Below are 14,732 nucleotides of genomic sequence, written 5' to 3'. Positions count from 1 at the left end.
GATGGAATTGAAAGTCACGACCCTTGAGGGCAAGGCGGCTGGTTCGGTTCAGCTGTCGGACGCCATTTTCGGCCTCGAGCCGCGCAAGGACATCATCCAGCGCTGCGTCAACTGGCAACTCGCCAAACGTCAGGCCGGCACCCACAAGACGCAAGGTCGCGCCGACGTCTGGCGCACCGGCAAGAAGATGTACAAGCAGAAGGGCACCGGCGGTGCGCGTCACGGCTCGGCCCGGGTGCCGCAGTTCCGCGGCGGTGGCCGTGCGTTCGGTCCGGTGGTTCGCTCGCATGCCTTCGATCTGCCGAAGAAGGTACGCGCCCTGGCGCTGCGCCATGCGCTGTCCGCCAAGGTCAAGGACGGTGGCCTGATCGTGATCGAGTCGGCGGTGCTGGAAGCTGCCAAGACCAAGGCGCTGGTCGGACATTTCTCCGGTCTCGGCCTCACCAACGCTCTGATCATCGATGGCGCCGAGGTTCACAACGGTTTCGCCGCGGCGGCCCGCAACATTCCGAACATCGACGTGCTGCCGATCCAGGGCATCAACGTCTATGACATTCTGCGACGCCACAAGCTGGTCCTGACCAAGGCGGCGCTCGATGCGTTGGAGGCGCGCTTCAAATGAAGAATATCGATCCGCGCCATTACGACATCATCGTTTCCCCGGTCGTGACCGAAAAGGCGACGATGGCGTCCGAGCACAACAAGGTTGTGTTCAAGGTCGCCAGCAAGGCGACCAAGCCGCAAATCAAGGAAGCCGTCGAGAAGCTGTTCGACGTCAAGGTCAAGAGCGTGAACACGCTGGTGCGCAAGGGCAAGACCAAGGTCTTCCGTGGCACCTTCGGTTCGCAGTCGGACGTGAAGCGTGCGATCGTGACCCTTGAAGAGGGCCACCGCATCGACGTTACCACCGGTCTATAAGGCGATACGACGATGGCATTGAAAAAATACAATCCGACGACACCGGGCCAGCGCCAGCTGGTGCTGGTCGATCGTTCGGCGCTCTACAAGGGCAAGCCGGTAAAGGCGCTGACCGAGGGCAAGCATTCCTCGGGCGGCCGCAACAACACCGGTCGCATGGTCGTGCGTTTTCGCGGGGGCGGTCACAAGCAGACCTACCGTATCGTCGACTTCAAGCGCACCAAGCTCGACATGCCCGCGACCGTCGAGCGGCTGGAATACGATCCGAACCGCACCGCGTTCATCGCGCTGATCAAGTATACCGACGGCACCCAGGCCTACATTCTTGCCCCGCAGCGTCTCGCGGTCGGCGATACCGTGATCGCCGGCAACTATGTCGACGTGAAGCCGGGCAACGTCATGCCGCTCGGCAACATGCCGATCGGCACCATCGTGCATAATGTCGAACTGAAGATCGGCAAGGGTGGCCAGATCGCCCGTTCGGCCGGCACCTACGCCCAGCTGGTCGGCCGCGACCACGATTACGTCATCGTGCGCCTGAATTCGGGCGAACAGCGCCTGGTCCACGGCCGCTGCACCGGCACCATCGGTGCGGTGTCGAACCCGGACCACATGAACATCTCGATCGGCAAGGCCGGTCGTAACCGCTGGCTCGGCCGCAAGCCGCATAACCGCGGCGTCTCCATGAACCCGGTCGACCATCCGCACGGCGGCGGCGAAGGCCGCACCTCGGGCGGCCGCCACCCGGTGACGCCGTGGGGCAAGCCGACCAAGGGCAAGAAGACCCGCTCGAACAAGTCGACCAATCGATTCATTCTCATCAGCCGCCACAAGCGGAAGAAGTAAGGAACGCCGGACATGGTTCGTTCAGTCTGGAAAGGCCCGTTCGTCGAAGGCTCTCTGCTCAAGAAGGCAGATGCCGCGCGAGCGTCAGGCCGTCATGACGTGATCAAGATCTGGAGCCGCCGCTCGACCATCCTGCCGCAGTTCGTCGGCCTGGTTTTCGGCGTCTACAACGGCCAGAAGCATGTGCCGGTATCGGTTAACGAGGAAATGGTGGGCCACAAGTTCGGCGAGTTCTCGCCGACCCGGACCTTCCACGGCCATTCTGGCGACAAGAAAGCCAAGAAGGCTTGAGGACTGAGCGATGAGCAAACCTAAGCGCGAACGGAGCCTCCCGGATAACGAGGCCAAGGCGATCGCCCGAATGCTGCGGGTGAGCCCGCAGAAGCTGAATCTCGTCGCGCAACTGATCCGCGGCAGGAAGGCTTCGGCGGCGCTCGCCGACCTGCAGTTCTCGCGCAAGCGGATCGCGGTCGACGTCAAGAAGTGCCTGGAATCGGCGATCGCAAACGCCGAGAACAATCACGATCTCGAGGTCGACGATCTGATCGTCGCCGAGGCGCATGTCGGCAACGGCATCGTCATGAAGCGTTTCGCACCGCGCGGCCGTGGCCGTTCGGGCCGTATTTTCAAACCGTTCTCGCAGCTGACGATCGTCGTTCGTCAGGTCGAGGCCGAGGCTAGCGCTTAAGAGCGGGCGCAGGAGAGAACGATGGGTCAGAAAATCAATCCAATCGGACTTCGTCTCGGCATCAACCGGACGTGGGATTCCCGTTGGTTCGCCGGCAAGAACGAGTACGGCAAGCTGCTGCACGAGGATGTCAAGATCCGCGAGATCCTGCACAAGGAGCTCAAGCAGGCGGCCGTCGCCCGGATTGTGATCGAGCGCCCGCACAAGAAGTGCCGCGTGACGATCCATTCGGCGCGTCCCGGTGTCGTGATCGGCAAGAAGGGCGCCGACATCGACAAGCTGCGCAAGCGGGTTGCCGACATCACCGCCTCCGACGTCGTCATCAACATCGTCGAAATCCGCAAGCCGGAACTCGATGCCACCCTGGTTGCCGAATCGATCGCCCAGCAGCTCGAGCGCCGCGTCGCGTTCCGCCGTGCCATGAAGCGTGCCGTGCAGTCGGCGATGCGCCTCGGTGCCGAGGGCATTCGTATCAACTGCTCGGGCCGTCTCGGCGGCGCCGAAATCGCCCGCATGGAATGGTATCGCGAGGGCCGGGTGCCGCTGCACACGCTGCGCGCCGACATCGACTACGGCGTCGCGACCGCATTCACCACGTTCGGCACCTGCGGCGTCAAGGTCTGGATCTTCAAGGGCGAAATCCTTGAGCACGACCCGATGGCCCAGGACAAGAAAATGGCCGAGGGCGACAATTCGCGGCCGCGTCGCGACGCTGCTTGAGCGCAATAGAGAAGGTTTGAGGGCGTAAGCCATGATGCAACCAAAGAAGACGAAGTTCCGGAAGGCGCATAAGGGCCGTATCCACGGCGTTGCGACCTCTGGCGCGACGTTGTCGTTCGGCCAGTTCGGCCTGAAGGCGATGGCGCCCGAGCGCATCACCGCCCGTCAGATCGAAGCCGCGCGCCGCGCGCTGACCCGTCACATGAAGCGTGCGGGCCGGGTCTGGATCCGTATCTTCCCGGACGTGCCGGTGTCGAAGAAGCCCGCCGAAGTCCGCATGGGCTCGGGCAAGGGTACTCCGGAATTGTGGGTCGCCAGGGTGAAGCCCGGCCGGCTGATTTTCGAGATCGACGGCGTCACCATCCAGACCGCGAAAGAAGCGTTGTCGCTGGCCGCCGCCAAACTGCCGATCAAGACGCGCTTCGTCGCGCGCATTGCGGAATAGGATGTGATCATGGCCGAGATGAAAACCGCCGATGTTCGTGCGATGAGCCCCGATCAGATGGACGACGCCGTCCTCAATCTGAAGAAGGAGCGCTTCAACCTGCGCTTCCAGCGCGCCACCGGGCAGCTGGAGAACACCTCGCGGCTGCGTGAAGCCCGCCGCGACATCGCCCGTATCAAGACCATCGCCGCGCAGAAGCGCGACGCGAAGAAGTAAGGGGCCGACATGCCGAAACGTACGCTTCAGGGTGTGGTCGTCAGCGACAAGCAAGCCAAGACGGTTGTGGTGCGCGTCGATCGGCGCTTTACCCATCCGATCTACAAGAAGACGATTCGCCGCTCGAAAAATTACCACGCGCACGACGAGAACAACGAGTTCAAGCCGGGCGACCAGGTGTGGATCGAGGAGAGCAAGCCGATCTCGAAGTTGAAGCGCTGGACCGTGGTCCGGGGTGAACAGAAGAAAACGGCCTGAGTTCAGCGGCCTGGCCGCAAGACTTCAGGAAAATTTTAAGCGCGGATAAGCGCATCAGAAAGAGGACGAGGTGCATCAATGATTCAGATGCAGACCAACCTCGACGTGGCCGATAATTCCGGCGCACGCCGTGTCATGTGCATCAAGGTGATTGGGGGCTCCAAGCGCCGCTATGCCACCGTGGGTGACGTTATTGTCGTGTCGATCAAGGAAGCAATTCCGCGCGGCAAGGTGAAGAAGGGGGACGTGATGAAGGCTGTCGTGGTGCGGGTCCGCAAGGACATCCGCCGCGCCGATGGCTCCGTCATCCGCTTCGACCGCAACGCCGCCGTGCTGATCAACAATCAGTCCGAGCCGATCGGCACCCGCATCTTCGGGCCGGTGCCGCGCGAGCTGCGCGCCAAGAACCACATGAAGATCATTTCGCTCGCGCCGGAGGTGCTGTGATGGCTGCCAAGATCCGGAAGGGCGACAAGGTCATCGTGCTGAGCGGCCGCGACAAGGGCCGCACCGGCGAGGTGTTCGAGGTGCGTCCCGACGCCAACAAGGCGCTGGTGCGCGGCGTCAACATGATCAAGCGTCACCAGAAGCAGACCCAGGCCCAGGAGGGCGGCATCATCCAGAAGGAGTCGCCGATCCACCTGTCCAACATCGCGATCGTCGGCAAGGACGGCAAGCCGACCCGCGTGGGCTTCAAGATTCAGGCCGATGGCAAGAAGGTACGTGTTGCCAAGAGCTCAGGAGCAGAGATCGATGGCTGAGACCGCTTACGTTCCGCGTTTACGCGAACAGTTCGACAAGGAAATCCGCGGCAAGCTGACCGAGCAGTTCGGCTATGCCAACGTCATGCAGGTGCCGCGCCTGGACAAGGTCGTGCTCAACATGGGCATCGGCGAGGCGGTCAACGACCGCAAGAAGGCCGAGTTGGCAGCCGCCGATCTCGCGCTGATCGCCGGCCAGAAGCCGGTCGTGACCTATTCGCGCGTCGCCATCGCGACCTTCAAGCTGCGTGAAAACCAGCCGATCGGCGCCAAGGTCACGCTGCGCAAGGCCAAGATGTACGAGTTCATCGACCGCCTGATCAACGTGGCGTTGCCGCGCGTGCGGGATTTCCGTGGCCTCAACCCGAAGAGCTTCGATGGCCGCGGCAACTACTCGCTCGGCATCAAGGAACACATCATTTTCCCCGAAATCGACTTCGACAAGATGGGGGAGACATGGGGCATGGACGTCACGGTGTGCACCACGGCGCCGACCGACGACGAAGCGCGTGCCTTGTTGACCGCATTCAATTTCCCGTTCCGGCAGTGAGACGCTGACAGCCTTAGAGCTATCTGCCTCTCAAACGCGGAAACCCAGGAGCCAAGCATGGCAAAGAAAAGTTCGATCGAGAAGAACAACCGCCGCAAGCGGATGACCAAGAACGCAGCGCCCCGGCGCGCGAAGCTCAAGGCCATCATCGCCGACAAGAAGAAGCCGATGGAAGAGCGCTTCGCAGCGACGCTGAAGCTCGCCGAGATGCCGCGTAATTCGTCGGCGACCCGGATCCGCAATCGCTGCGAAATGACCGGCCGTCCTCGCTCGGTCTATCGCAAGAACAAGCTCAGCCGCATCGCGCTGCGTGAACTCGGGTCCAAGGGCCTGGTTCCCGGGCTCGTGAAGTCGAGCTGGTAAGGGGGGTCGGAACAATGTCAACGCACGATCCGATCAGCGATCTCATCACCCGCATCCGCAACGCACAGATGCGCGCCAAGCCCAAGGTCTCGACCCCGGGCTCGAAGATGCGCGCCAACGTGCTCGAGGTCCTCAAGAGCGAGGGCTACATCCGCGGCTACGCCAGCGTCGAGCACGCGTCCGGCCGCAGCGAGCTCGAGATCGAGCTGAAGTATTTCGATGGCGAGCCGGTCATTCGCGAAATCGAGCGGGTATCGAAGCCGGGGCGGCGTGTTTATGCCTCGGTCAAGAACCTGCCGCGCGTCAACAACGGTCTCGGCATTTCCGTGTTATCGACGCCGAAGGGAATCATGGCTGACCACGAAGCGCGTGAAGCGAACGTGGGCGGCGAAATTCTCTTCACGGTGTTCTGAGGAAGGAATCACTATGTCACGTATCGGCAAGAAGCCTGTGACGGTTCCGTCGGGTGTTACCGCGACCGTCGAAGGCCAGACCGTCAAGATGAAGGGGCCGAAGGGCCAGCTTCAGTTCATCGTGCACGACGACGTCGAAGTGAAGTTCGAGAACGGCGAAGTCAAGGTCGCGCCCAGGATCAAGACCAACCGGGCGCAGGCCATGTACGGCACCGCGCGCGCCCAGGTCGCCAACCTGGTCGAGGGCGTCACCAAGGGTTTCGAGAAGAAGCTCGAGATCACCGGCGTCGGCTATCGCGCCGCGCTGCAGGGCAAGAACCTGCAGCTCGCGCTCGGCTACAGCCATGACGTCGTCTATGCGATCCCGGAAGGCATTGCCATCACGGTGCCGAAGCCGACCGAGATCATCATTGCCGGCAACGATTCCCAGCGCGTCGGTCAGGTCGCCGCCGAGATTCGCAGCTATCGGCCGCCGGAGCCCTACAAGGGCAAGGGTGTGAAGTATTCCAACGAGTTTATCTTCCGCAAGGAAGGCAAGAAGAAGTAACGGAGCCGGCCATGTCGAGACTCAAGATCACGAACGACCGGCGCAAGAAGCGCGTGCGGCTGTCGCTGCGCTGTACCGCCAACGGCCGCCCGCGGCTGTCGGTGTTCCGCTCGTCGAAGCACATCTACGCGCAGGTCATCGACGACCTGAAGGGCGAGACGCTGGCGTCGGCTTCTTCGCTGGAGAAGACGATGCGCGAGGGCGGCAACACCGGCGCCAACATCGACGCGGCGAAGGCCGTCGGCAAGCTGCTGGCGGAACGCGCTGTGAAGAACGGCGTCACCGAGGTGGTGTTCGACCGCGGCGGGTACCTCTATCACGGTCGCGTCAAGGCGCTCGCGGATGCGGCGCGTGAAAGCGGCTTGAGCTTCTAAGAATTGGTTTGAACGGACACAAGGTCGGGGGCGCAAGCCTCTTAAGGATTGGAAAACACCATGGCAGGTGAACGCGAGCGCGGTGGCGGCCACAGGGGCGGCCGGGAAGAGCGTGACAGCGAATTCGTCGACAAGCTCGTCCACATCAATCGTGTGGCGAAGGTCGTCAAGGGCGGCAAGCGCTTCGGTTTTGCGGCGCTGGTCGTGATCGGCGACCAAAAGGGCCGGGTCGGATTCGGCCACGGCAAGGCGCGCGAAGTTCCCGAGGCGATCCGCAAGGCGACCGAGTCGGCCAAGCGCAACCTGACGCGCGTCGCATTGCGCGAAGGTCGCACGCTGCACCACGACATCGCCGGCCGTCACGGCGCGGGCAGGGTCTATCTGCGCGCGGCTCCGGCGGGTACCGGCATCATCGCGGGCGGTCCGATGCGCGCGGTGTTCGAGAGCCTCGGCGTCCAGGACGTGGTGGCGAAGTCGATCGGTTCGTCGAACCCCTACAACATGGTTCGTGCCACCTTCGACGCGCTGAAGCATCAGGATTCGCCGCGTTCGGTTGCGGCGCGCCGCAACATCAAGGTGTCCACGCTGCAGTCGCGCCGTGTCGGTGGCGACGCCGAAGTGGTCGCCGAATAACAACACGCGCGTCTGACGCGATTTTCGGAGTTATTGTCATGGCCAAGGCCGCAAAGATGATCAAGGTCGAGCAGACCGGCAGCGCGATCCGCCGCCATCACTCGCAGCGCGCGACGCTGATCGGCCTCAACCTCAACAAGATCGGCCGGGTCACCGAGCTGGAGGACACTCCTGCCGTTCGCGGCATGATCGCCAAGGTCCAGCATCTCGTCCGCGTCGTCGACGGGAAATAGTTCACGTCGTCTCGAGGAGGCCGGGTAGTGGCCTCCGAGGGATGACAACCATCGCCCTTCGAAGCTGACACGCCTCAGGACGATGGAACGGAAGAAGGAAGCGAACGATGAAGCTCAATGATATCGCCGACAAAAACGGCTCGCGCAAAGCGCGCATGCGGGTCGGGCGGGGCATCGGTTCAGGCAAGGGCAAGACTGCGGGCCGCGGCGGCAAGGGCCAAACCGCGCGTTCGGGCGTGCGCATCAAGGGCTTCGAAGGCGGCCAGATGCCGATCCATCGCCGCCTGCCGAAGCGCGGCTTCAACAACATCTTCCGGCTCGATTTCGCCGAGATCAATCTCGACCGGTTGCAGGACGCGATCGACGCCAAGCTGATCGACGTCAACGAGACCATTACGGTCGAATCGCTGGTCAAGGCCAAGGTCGTGCGGCGCCCCAAGGCCGGCATGCGGCTGCTCGGCCGCGGCGAAATCAAGGCCAAGCTGAACATCGAGGTTCACGGTGCTTCGAAGACGGCCATCGCGGCGATCGAGAAGGCGGGCGGCACGGTGAAAATCCTGGCGCCGGCAAAGAAGGACGAAGGCGAGGCGGCGTAACATCTGCGTCATCGCCCGCGCCAGCGGGCGGTCCGGCATGCCGAGACGGTAGATTTTTCGAAAGCCGAGCACCAAATTGATGTCCGGCGTCTGCTGAATGTCCTACCTTTGGAGGGATGACGGCATACGGGGCGCGGGAGAAAGCCAAACATGGTCTCAGCAGCAGAACAACTTGCGGCAAACCTTAACTTCTCGGCGCTCGGCAAAGCCGAAGAACTGAAGAAGCGCATCTGGTTCACACTGGGTGCGCTGCTCGTTTATCGGCTCGGCACCTACATCCCGCTGCCCGGCATCGATCCCGCCATCTGGGAGCAGGTGTTCAAGTCGCAGGCCGGCGGTATCCTCGGCATGTTCAACATGTTCGCCGGCGGCGGCATCAACCGCATGGCGATCTTTGCGCTGAACATCATGCCGTACATCTCGGCATCGATCATCATCCAGCTGTTGACCACGGTATCGCCGAAGCTCGAAGCCCTGAAGAAGGAAGGCGAGGCCGGCCGCAAGACGCTCAACCAGTACACCCGCTATCTCACGGTGATCCTGGCCGCGTTCCAGTCCTACGGCATCGCCATCGGCCTGCAGGGCGCCGGCAATGTCGTCAGCGAACCTGGCATGTTCTTCCTGATCTCAACCTCGGTTACGCTGACCGGCGGCACCATGTTCCTGATGTGGCTCGGTGAGCAGATCACCTCGCGCGGCATCGGCAACGGCATCTCGCTGATCATTCTGGCCGGCATCGTCGCGGAATTGCCCTCGGCGCTCGCCAGCATGCTGGAACTGGGACGTCAGGGCGCGCTGTCCACCCCGCTCATCCTGATCGTCATCATCATGTCGGTGGTGGTGATCGCCTTCATCGTGTTCATGGAGCGCGCGCAACGGCGGCTCCTGATCCAGTATCCGAAGCGCCAGGTCGGCAACAAGATGTTCGAGGGCCAGTCCTCGCATCTGCCGCTCAAGCTCAATACCTCCGGCGTGATTCCGCCGATCTTCGCGTCCTCGCTGCTGTTGCTGCCGACCACGGTTGCCAATTTCAACGCCGGCAGCGGGCCGGAATGGTTTCAGTGGCTGAACACGCAGCTCAGCCACGGCCGGCCGCTGTTCCTGATCTGTTACCTTGGGCTGATCGTGTTCTTCGCGTTCTTCTACACCGCGATCGTGTTCAACCCGACCGAGACCGCCGACAATCTCAAGAAGCATGGCGGCTTCATCCCTGGCATCCGGCCGGGCGAGCGCACCGCCGAATACATCGACTACGTGCTGTCGCGCGTCACGGTCCTGGGCGCTGCCTATCTCGCGATCGTCTGCCTGATCCCCGAAATCCTGATCTCCTACGCCTCGGTGCCGTTCTACTTCGGCGGTACCTCGCTCCTGATCGTGGTCAGCGTGACCATGGATACGGTGGCGCAGGTGCAGGGTTATCTGCTCGCCCACCAGTATGAAGGGTTGATCAGAAAGTCGAAGCTGAGGGGGCGTCGCCGCTGACGTCCGAGGCCGCGCGTTGCATCGCTTTCACTGCTGATCGTAGTTGGCGCTGGGCTGGATTTTGAAACGAAGGTGCGCGGCGGGCCGCTCACCGAGCCGGGGGGCGAATACGTATGAGACTGATTCTTCTCGGGCCGCCGGGGGCGGGCAAGGGCACCCAGGCACTGCGTCTGGTTCAGAAGCACGGCATCGTCCAGCTCTCGACCGGTGAAATGCTGCGCGCCGCGGTGGCGGCGGAGACGGCGGTAGGCCTCAAGGCCAGGGACATCATGGCCAGTGGCGGGCTGGTGCCGGATGAGATCGTGATCGGGATCATTTCCGATCGTCTCGATCAGCCGGATGCGGCGAAAGGTTTCATTCTCGACGGCTTCCCGCGCACGGTGCCGCAGGCCGAGGCGCTCGATGAACTCCTGAAGAAGAAGCGCATCGAGCTGGATGCCGTGGTGGAGTTGCGCGTCAACGAGAGCGCGCTGCTGCAGCGGGTCGAAACGCGGGTGGCAGAAATGCGCTCGCGGGGCGAGGACGTGCGAATCGACGATACGCCGGAAGTGCTGGCGAAGCGGCTGACGAGCTACCGTTCGCTGACCGAGCCCCTGATTCACTACTATTCGGAGCAGCGCAAGCTTCTGACGGTCGATGGCATGATGCCCATCGAAGAGGTGACCCGCGAGATCAACCGAATCCTTGCCGCGATAGGGGCGGTGGAAGCCAAGGCCGCCAGGAAGGCGGATTCGGCCAAGCGAACCGCCAGGAAGGCCAAAGCCGAGGCTAAAACGGAAGCCGGGAAGGGCGCCAGGAAGCGCGGTGCCAAGAAGGCCGTCAAGAAAGCCGCCAAGCCGGCCGCCGGAAAAGCCGCCAAATCGGCAGCCAAGGGAGCCGGGGCTGCCAGGAAAGCCGCCAAAGCCTCCCGGAAGGCCGGGAAAACGGCCTCCAAGGCGGCCAAAAAGGCTGTCCGGAAGGCGCCGGCCAGTTCCAAAGCCCGCGCCGCCGGCAAGGCCAGGAAAGCTGCCAAAAAGGTCACGAAAAGGCGAGCTAAACGCTAGAGACGGTTGACGAAACCAAGTTGAATCCTTTAATAAGCCCGGTATCCAGTCGGATTGTTTCCAGACGATGCCGGGCCCCGAGACAAGCAAGGGGACGGGCGTCGTGTTCGCGTTTGTGGACACCCGCCCAGAATAGCTAAAAACACAGCCGGTCCCAGGGATCGGCGACAGGAGAGACTGCGTGGCCCGTATTGCCGGTGTGAATATCCCGACCAACAAGCGCGTCCTGATCGCGCTCCAGTACATCCATGGTATCGGCCAGAAGAATGCCGCCGAGATCATCGAGAAGGTCAAGATTGCCGAAGATCGTCGCGTCAATCAGCTGAGCGATCAGGAAGTGCTGCAGATCCGTGAAGTGATCGACCGCGATTATCTGGTCGAAGGCGACCTGCGTCGCGAGACCGGCATGAACATCAAGCGTCTGATGGATCTCGGCTGCTATCGCGGCCTGCGTCATCGCCGCGGGTTGCCGGTGCGCGGCCAGCGCACCCACACCAACGCGCGCACGCGCAAGGGGCCGGCCAAGTCGATCGCCGGCAAGAAGAAGTAATTTCGCGAATAGCGAACGGTGAATGGCGAATAGTTTCTATTCGCTATTCGCTTTTCAGGTGTAGCCGCTGGCATTACGGCGGCGTTGAGATCTTAGGAAAGGTTCTGGAATGGGCAAGGAAGCCACCCGCGTACGTCGCCGTGAACGCAAGAACATTGCATCCGGTGTCGCGCACGTGAACTCGTCGTTCAACAACACGACCATCACCATCACCGACGCGCAGGGCAACACCATTGCCTGGTCGTCGGCCGGGACGATGGGCTTCAAGGGCTCGCGCAAGTCGACCCCTTACGCCGCGCAGGTCGCGGCGGAAGACGTCTCCAAGAAGGCGCAGGAACACGGCATGCGCACGCTGGAGGTTGAAGTTGCTGGTCCGGGGTCGGGCCGCGAATCGGCGCTTCGCGCGCTGCAGGCGGCGGGCTTCACCGTCACATCGATCCGCGACGTGACCACGATCCCGCACAATGGCTGCCGTCCGCGCAAGCGCCGGCGCGTCTGATTTGACGACCGCGGGCGGCATGGCCGTCCCGCGATGAACTTTGCAGTGTATTTGACGCGGCCTGATCCGCGTTCTCCAACGCCAGTGATGTAGACGGCATATCGATTGGCCCATGGGTGAAACAGTGACGATCCAGAAAAATTGGCAAGAACTTATTCGGCCGAACAAGCTTCAGGTAACGCCGGGCACCGACGCGAATCGTTTCGCGACGCTGGTGGCCGAGCCCCTCGAGCGCGGCTTCGGCCAGACCCTCGGCAATGCGCTGCGCCGCATCCTGCTGTCCTCGCTGCAGGGCGCCGCGGTGCAGTCGGTGCACATCGACGGCGTGCTGCACGAGTTCTCCTCGATCGCGGGCGTTCGCGAGGACGTCACCGACATCGTACTCAACATCAAGGACATCTCGATCAAGATGCAGGGCGAAGGCCCCAAGCGCATGGTCGTGAAGAAGCAGGGCCCGGGCGTCGTCACCGCCGGCGACATCCAGACCGTCGGCGACGTCGTGGTGCTCAACCCCGACCTGCAGATCTGCACGCTGGACGAAGGCGCCGAGATCCGCATGGAATTCACGGTCGCCGCCGGCAAGGGCTACGTCGCCGCCGAGCGCAACCGTCCCGAGGACGCGCCGATCGGCCTGATCCCGGTCGACAGCCTGTTCTCTCCGGTCCGCAAGGTCTCCTACAAGGTCGAGAACACCCGCGAGGGCCAGATCCTCGATTACGACAAGCTGACCATGACCATCGAGACCAACGGCGCGATCTCGCCCGATGACGCGGTGGCCTATGCCGCGCGCATCCTGCAGGATCAGCTCAACGTGTTCGTGAACTTCGAAGAGCCCCGCAAGGAAGTGGCGCAGGAGATCATTCCGGATCTCGCGTTCAACCCGGCGTTCCTCAAGAAGGTCGACGAACTCGAACTGTCGGTGCGTTCGGCGAACTGCCTGAAGAACGACAACATCGTCTACATCGGCGACCTCGTGCAGAAGTCGGAAGCGGAGATGCTCCGTACCCCGAACTTCGGCCGCAAGTCGCTGAACGAGATCAAGGAAGTGCTGGCCCAGATGGGTCTGCATCTCGGCATGGAAGTGCCCGGCTGGCCGCCGGAGAATATCGACGAGTTGGCCAAGCGCTTCGAAGACCACTACTGATTTCGTCATTCCGGGTTCGCGCTTCGCGCGCCCCGGAATGACTCCCGGGCGAACGCAGGCGGCCCACCTGAGCAGATTGTCCGACGCGCCGTCGTGACAGAATAGTTATTGAGGAATTCAACATGCGTCACGGCAAGGTTCATCGGAAGCTCAACCGCACCGCCGAGCATCGCAAAGCGATGTTCGCCAACATGTGCGCTGCGCTGATCAAGCACGAGCAGATCGTCACCACGCTGCCCAAGGCCAAGGAACTGCGGCCGATCGTCGAGAAGCTGGTCACGCTCGGCAAGAAGGGCGGCCTCTCGATGCGCCGCCAGGCGATCTCCGAGATGCGCGACCTCGACCAGGTCCGCAAGCTGTTCGACGTGATCGCGACCCGCTACAAGGACCGCCAGGGCGGCTATACCCGCATCATCAAGGCCGGTTTCCGCTACGGCGACAACGCGCCAATGGCCGTGATCGAATTCGTCGACCGCGACGTCGACGCCAAGGGCCTCGATTCCGGTCCGGTGCAGGAAAAGTCCGCCGAAGCGGCGTAACGATGCTGTCGTCCCTGCCTAGTGCGCAATTGCGCACGCGGCGCAGGGACCCATAACCCCAGGCGGTTGTGGTTGCCACGATTCGTCGAACATCGACGCTAACACGATAGATCACGCGGTATGGGTCCCGGCGTTCGCAGGGACGACGAAAGAAAGAAGCGGCGCTCGGTGCGCCGCTTTTTTATTTGCCGGCGCGGGAGCAGATCGGGTTGGGGCCGGCTTCGCTTGAAGGCATGGATGCCGCGACGTAGGATCACAGCGATCTGGATTGAGAAATGAGCCGTTTCTGGAGCAGCCTGACGCACGACCTGCAGCCCTATGTGCCGGGCGAGCAGCCCCGCATGGCGGATCTGGTCAAGCTCAATACCAATGAAAGCCCGTTGGGTCCTTCGCCGCGCGCGCTGGAAGCGATCCGCGGCGAGGCGGCCGATACGCTGCGCCTGTATCCGGACCCGCAGGCATCAGCGCTGCGGGCTGCCCTGGCGACCTACCACCGGGTGCGGCCCGAACAGGTGTTCGTCGGCAACGGCTCGGATGAGGTGCTGGCGCACGCCTTCGCCGGGCTGCTGAAGCATGACGGGCCGTTGCTGTTCCCAGACATCACCTACAGCTTCTACCCGGTCTATTGCCGCCTGTTCGGCATTACTTACGAGGCCGTGCCGCTCGATCAGGCGATGCAGATCCGCGTCGCCGATTATCACAGGCCGGCCGGCGCGATCATCATCCCCAATCCGAATGCGCCAACCGGCGTTGCGCTGTCGCGGGCCGAGATCGCGACCCTGCTGGAGCAACATCCTGACGCCCCCGTGGTCATCGACGAGGCCTATGTCGATTTCGGCGCCGAGACCGCCATTCCGCTGGTCGCCTCGCACCCGAACCTTCTGGTCGTTCAAACCATGTCCAAGTCGCGGGCG

General features: G+C 62.7%; 26 protein-coding genes. All 26 read left to right on the top strand.

Annotated features, from left to right (window positions below; translation table 11 throughout):
- Position 1 precedes the first annotated feature (1 nt).
- Positions 2–622 carry a 50S ribosomal protein L4 gene (gene rplD / locus Q7U29_RS17835; RefSeq protein WP_304743665.1) on the top strand — a complete coding sequence of 207 codons (621 nt, stop codon included), beginning with the start codon at positions 2–4 and terminating at the stop codon, positions 620–622.
- Positions 619–918 (top strand): 50S ribosomal protein L23, encoded by a 300-nt coding sequence (locus Q7U29_RS17830; RefSeq protein WP_304743663.1) that lies wholly within the window; start codon positions 619–621, stop codon positions 916–918. Before rplD ends, Q7U29_RS17830 begins: the two co-directional genes overlap by 4 nt.
- Positions 919–930: 12 nt before the next feature.
- On the top strand, positions 931–1,764 hold the full coding sequence (gene rplB / locus Q7U29_RS17825; protein ID WP_304743662.1) for a 50S ribosomal protein L2: 834 nt from the start codon (positions 931–933) through the stop codon (positions 1,762–1,764).
- A 12-nt stretch (positions 1,765–1,776) separates the two neighbouring features.
- Positions 1,777–2,055 carry a 30S ribosomal protein S19 gene (gene rpsS / locus Q7U29_RS17820; RefSeq protein ID WP_027536815.1) on the top strand — a complete coding sequence of 93 codons (279 nt, stop codon included), beginning with the start codon at positions 1,777–1,779 and terminating at the stop codon, positions 2,053–2,055.
- A gap of 10 nt (positions 2,056–2,065) precedes the next feature.
- Positions 2,066–2,452 carry a 50S ribosomal protein L22 gene (gene rplV, locus Q7U29_RS17815; protein ID WP_215606213.1) on the top strand — a complete coding sequence of 129 codons (387 nt, stop codon included), beginning with the start codon at positions 2,066–2,068 and terminating at the stop codon, positions 2,450–2,452.
- A gap of 21 nt (positions 2,453–2,473) precedes the next feature.
- Positions 2,474–3,172, top strand: a complete 699-nt coding sequence (gene rpsC / locus Q7U29_RS17810; protein ID WP_304743660.1) for a 30S ribosomal protein S3 — start codon at positions 2,474–2,476, stop codon at positions 3,170–3,172.
- A gap of 31 nt (positions 3,173–3,203) precedes the next feature.
- Positions 3,204–3,617: a 50S ribosomal protein L16 gene (gene rplP / locus Q7U29_RS17805; RefSeq protein WP_304743659.1), complete on the top strand. Its 414-nt coding sequence runs from the start codon at positions 3,204–3,206 to the stop codon at positions 3,615–3,617.
- Between the two features lie 9 nt (positions 3,618–3,626).
- Positions 3,627–3,833, top strand: a complete 207-nt coding sequence (gene rpmC, locus Q7U29_RS17800) for a 50S ribosomal protein L29 (RefSeq protein WP_304743658.1) — start codon at positions 3,627–3,629, stop codon at positions 3,831–3,833.
- Positions 3,834–3,842: 9 nt separating this feature from the next.
- A complete protein-coding gene (rpsQ, locus tag Q7U29_RS17795; RefSeq protein ID WP_079571012.1) occupies positions 3,843–4,091 on the top strand; it encodes a 30S ribosomal protein S17 in 249 nt (82 codons plus the stop codon).
- A gap of 78 nt (positions 4,092–4,169) precedes the next feature.
- On the top strand, positions 4,170–4,538 hold the full coding sequence (rplN, locus tag Q7U29_RS17790) for a 50S ribosomal protein L14 (RefSeq protein ID WP_011158785.1): 369 nt from the start codon (positions 4,170–4,172) through the stop codon (positions 4,536–4,538).
- Entirely contained in the window at positions 4,538–4,852 is a 315-nt protein-coding gene (rplX, locus tag Q7U29_RS17785; protein ID WP_304743656.1) for a 50S ribosomal protein L24, read from the top strand. Before rplN ends, rplX begins: the two co-directional genes overlap by 1 nt.
- Positions 4,845–5,402, top strand: coding sequence for a 50S ribosomal protein L5 (rplE, locus tag Q7U29_RS17780; protein ID WP_304743655.1), 558 nt, complete (start codon positions 4,845–4,847; stop codon positions 5,400–5,402). Before rplX ends, rplE begins: the two co-directional genes overlap by 8 nt.
- A 57-nt stretch (positions 5,403–5,459) precedes the next feature.
- Entirely contained in the window at positions 5,460–5,765 is a 306-nt protein-coding gene (rpsN, locus tag Q7U29_RS17775; protein ID WP_291860752.1) for a 30S ribosomal protein S14, read from the top strand.
- Positions 5,766–5,779: 14 nt separating this feature from the next.
- A complete protein-coding gene (rpsH, locus tag Q7U29_RS17770) occupies positions 5,780–6,178 on the top strand; it encodes a 30S ribosomal protein S8 (RefSeq protein ID WP_291860755.1) in 399 nt (132 codons plus the stop codon).
- 13 nt (positions 6,179–6,191) lie between these two features.
- Positions 6,192–6,725, top strand: a complete 534-nt coding sequence (rplF, locus tag Q7U29_RS17765) for a 50S ribosomal protein L6 (RefSeq protein WP_304743654.1) — start codon at positions 6,192–6,194, stop codon at positions 6,723–6,725.
- Between the two features lie 11 nt (positions 6,726–6,736).
- A complete protein-coding gene (rplR, locus tag Q7U29_RS17760) occupies positions 6,737–7,099 on the top strand; it encodes a 50S ribosomal protein L18 (RefSeq protein WP_304743652.1) in 363 nt (120 codons plus the stop codon).
- A 60-nt stretch (positions 7,100–7,159) separates the two neighbouring features.
- Positions 7,160–7,732 (top strand): 30S ribosomal protein S5, encoded by a 573-nt coding sequence (rpsE, locus tag Q7U29_RS17755; protein ID WP_265083159.1) that lies wholly within the window; start codon positions 7,160–7,162, stop codon positions 7,730–7,732.
- Positions 7,733–7,770: 38 nt separating this feature from the next.
- Complete coding sequence (gene rpmD, locus Q7U29_RS17750; protein ID WP_304743651.1) at positions 7,771–7,965, top strand: 50S ribosomal protein L30; 195 nt, start codon at positions 7,771–7,773, stop codon at positions 7,963–7,965.
- A 107-nt stretch (positions 7,966–8,072) separates the two neighbouring features.
- Complete coding sequence (gene rplO, locus Q7U29_RS17745; RefSeq protein WP_304743649.1) at positions 8,073–8,561, top strand: 50S ribosomal protein L15; 489 nt, start codon at positions 8,073–8,075, stop codon at positions 8,559–8,561.
- A 150-nt stretch (positions 8,562–8,711) separates the two neighbouring features.
- Positions 8,712–10,043 (top strand): preprotein translocase subunit SecY, encoded by a 1,332-nt coding sequence (gene secY, locus Q7U29_RS17740; RefSeq protein WP_304743647.1) that lies wholly within the window; start codon positions 8,712–8,714, stop codon positions 10,041–10,043.
- A 113-nt stretch (positions 10,044–10,156) separates the two neighbouring features.
- Positions 10,157–11,086: an adenylate kinase gene (locus Q7U29_RS17735; RefSeq protein ID WP_304743646.1), complete on the top strand. Its 930-nt coding sequence runs from the start codon at positions 10,157–10,159 to the stop codon at positions 11,084–11,086.
- A 181-nt stretch (positions 11,087–11,267) separates the two neighbouring features.
- Positions 11,268–11,636: a 30S ribosomal protein S13 gene (gene rpsM / locus Q7U29_RS17730; RefSeq protein ID WP_304743644.1), complete on the top strand. Its 369-nt coding sequence runs from the start codon at positions 11,268–11,270 to the stop codon at positions 11,634–11,636.
- A gap of 109 nt (positions 11,637–11,745) precedes the next feature.
- The gene (gene rpsK / locus Q7U29_RS17725; protein ID WP_007603045.1) at positions 11,746–12,135 is read left to right on the top strand and encodes a 30S ribosomal protein S11; all 390 of its coding nucleotides are present in this window, start codon (positions 11,746–11,748) and stop codon (positions 12,133–12,135) included.
- Positions 12,136–12,247: 112 nt separating this feature from the next.
- The gene (locus Q7U29_RS17720; RefSeq protein ID WP_304743642.1) at positions 12,248–13,279 is read left to right on the top strand and encodes a DNA-directed RNA polymerase subunit alpha; all 1,032 of its coding nucleotides are present in this window, start codon (positions 12,248–12,250) and stop codon (positions 13,277–13,279) included.
- Positions 13,280–13,401: 122 nt separating this feature from the next.
- Positions 13,402–13,818: a 50S ribosomal protein L17 gene (gene rplQ / locus Q7U29_RS17715; RefSeq protein ID WP_304743640.1), complete on the top strand. Its 417-nt coding sequence runs from the start codon at positions 13,402–13,404 to the stop codon at positions 13,816–13,818.
- Between the two features lie 275 nt (positions 13,819–14,093).
- Positions 14,094–14,732 (top strand): histidinol-phosphate transaminase (locus Q7U29_RS17710; RefSeq protein WP_304743638.1); only part of this gene is annotated, 639 nt, incomplete at its 3' end.

This window comes from Bradyrhizobium sp., from assembly GCF_030654605.1.
In the GTDB taxonomy this organism is placed as follows: Bacteria; Pseudomonadota; Alphaproteobacteria; order Rhizobiales; family Xanthobacteraceae; genus Bradyrhizobium.
Note: the sequence above shows the minus strand (reverse complement) of the source record. Positions and strands in the feature narration are given on the sequence as shown.